The sequence below is a fragment of the Streptomyces sp. ID05-39B genome (genome assembly GCF_033794725.1).
Classification (GTDB): domain Bacteria; phylum Actinomycetota; class Actinomycetes; order Streptomycetales; family Streptomycetaceae; genus Streptomyces; species Streptomyces bobili.
The window spans coordinates 1-1,861 of the sequence record NZ_JARGEF010000484.1 but is presented as its reverse complement, the minus strand read 5'-3'; the positions used below and the strand labels follow the sequence as shown (position 1 = coordinate 1,861).

Sequence of the window (1,861 nt, the reverse complement as noted above, 5' to 3'; positions counted from 1 at the left end):
CGGGCGGCTGATATGTTTATAAGAGACAGCCCCCTCCCGGCCCCACCGGCGGGGCGAGCCCGAGGAGGCCGGCGGGCTCGGGCTCGTCCCGGCGGGTGGGCCGGGAGGCGGCGACGAGCGGGGCGAGTGCGAGAGCCGCGGCGGCTCCGAGCAGTCCGCGCAGCGTGTCCCGCCGTGTCCGGCGTCTCGCCGGACGCGTCGGGGGCACCGGGGGTGCCGTAGGGCCCGGATGCGTCGTGTCCGCCGGGACCCCGGTCACGGCGGCTCCGTCCACGCTGACGACCATGTGTGCTCCTCGTCCGGTTCGGATGTCCACAGCGGTAACCGTCCGGCGGCCCGCGGGGTCACCGTGCGAGCCGGGAAAGCCGCCGGAGACTGCGGCCGAAAGACAATGCCCGGAGAAGGGCGACAGGCCCGGACGGAGGTCCGGGCCTGTGGTCGGGTGGGCCTGTGCCCGCTACAGGCCCTGGCCGAGCCCGAGGTTGGCGCCCGGCACGGTCTGCAGGACCGGGGTGAGCACGCCGGCCTGCGGCATCTGGAGGTCCGGCAGGCCGAACCGGTCGGGGTTGGGGGCGGTGAGCGGGGCGTCCAGGGTCAGACCGGGGCTGAGGGTGCGAAGGTCGGAGGCGGGGGCGTCGAGGCCGACGTGGTTGAACCCGTCGCCGATGACCTCCGGCAGCGGTGCCCGCAGGCCCAGACCGGGAAGTCCGGCGGAGACCGGCAGCTGCGGGATCACCCGGTCCGGGATGAGGCGTCCCTCGACGTACCGCGGGCCTTCGGGGGCGCCCGGCATGGGCAGCGGGATCTCGCCGCCGATCTTGGGCAGTTCCACGTTGAGGGACTTCTCGACGCCGTCCAGCGGGACGGGGACGGGGACCGTGCCGACCGCGGCGGCGGAGGTCGCGGAGGCGGCGCCGGCCGCGGCCGCCACACAGGTGAGCACGGCGGCGAGGGTTCCTCGGGTGGTCGTCTTCATCTCGGGTACGGGCCCTTTCGGAGTTCTGGACGAGGCTGTACGCGCGACGAGGCCGTACGCGCGTGACGAGTGACGAGGCTGTGCGTGCGCGACGAGGCTGTGCGTGCGTGACAGAGCTGTGCCTGCGCTTCGCGCGTACCGAGTAACGAGCCGGAAAACGGCATCAGTTCACAATTCCCCCGGCTGCCGTAGTCGTGTGACAGGTGAATTGTCGGTTCGTCAGCTCATCCGGAGTTTCCGGCGATGCCGCTCTCTCAGCCGCGCAGGCTGCGGGCGGGCAGGACGACGTGCGCCGCGGCCTTGAGCGTCTCGTCGGCGCCGGCGAACGCGGCCAGCGCATCGGGGGCGACGGCCCGACCGGGGGCGGCCTCGGGCCAGGCACGGGTGGTGAAGACGAGGTAGGCGTAACCGCGGCTCTTCACGGCCGCCAGCCACTCGGGCGGCGGCACGCACTGGGCCTTCAGGGGTGCCATGGTCAGCACGGCCTGACCGGCCTCGACGAGCAGGCCGACCGGCAGGCTCGGCCGCTCGGTGCCGTCGACCAGGTCACCGCCGACCGACAGGCCGTTGTCGGTGAGCAGCCGCTCGATGGCGACGGCCGAGGCCTCGGGACCGTCCGCGGCGTCACCGAGGGAGTACGCGAGGAGGTACGGCATGTCGGCGCCGTCGGCGGCCTCGCCGCTCCACGGCATCACGACGAGCGTGCCCAGGTCGGCGAGGCGGAAGGGGCGGGTGGCGCTGGGAGTTGAGGTCACCGCGCGACCCTATCGGCGCGTTCGGGACGTTCCGGACGGCTCCTCACCCGCGCGGGGGACACGGCGGGGGCGCTCCACACGAACGAGGGACGCGCCCGACCCCGGGCCTCGAACACCCCAGGACCCGCAC

The 1,861-nt window shown here is 73.9% G+C and carries 3 protein-coding genes; all 3 read right to left on the bottom strand.

Going from position 1 to position 1,861, the window contains the following annotated elements:
• Positions 1-16 precede the first annotated feature (16 nt).
• The 3 genes from P1P75_RS41330 to P1P75_RS41320 all read right to left on the bottom strand — a co-directional run bounded on the left by P1P75_RS41330 (position 17) and on the right by P1P75_RS41320 (position 1,731).
• Positions 17-286: a hypothetical protein gene (locus tag P1P75_RS41330; RefSeq protein ID WP_319265152.1), complete on the bottom strand. Its 270-nt coding sequence runs from the start codon at positions 284-286 to the stop codon at positions 17-19.
• Positions 287-457: 171 nt separating this feature from the next.
• Positions 458-976 carry a hypothetical protein gene (locus P1P75_RS41325; protein ID WP_319265149.1) on the bottom strand — a complete coding sequence of 173 codons (519 nt, stop codon included), beginning with the start codon at positions 974-976 and terminating at the stop codon, positions 458-460.
• A 254-nt stretch (positions 977-1,230) separates the two neighbouring features.
• A complete protein-coding gene (locus P1P75_RS41320; RefSeq protein WP_319265146.1) occupies positions 1,231-1,731 on the bottom strand; it encodes a DUF5949 family protein in 501 nt (166 codons plus the stop codon).
• Positions 1,732-1,861 lie beyond the last annotated feature (130 nt).

Excerpts from the sequence above, each read along its gene's own strand:
- P1P75_RS41325 (WP_319265149.1), bottom strand. The coding sequence starts at position 976 with ATGAAGACGACCACCCGAGGAACCCTCGCCGCCGTGCTCACCTGTGTG.
- P1P75_RS41330 (WP_319265152.1), bottom strand. The coding sequence starts at position 286 with ATGGTCGTCAGCGTGGACGGAGCCGCCGTGACCGGGGTCCCGGCGGAC.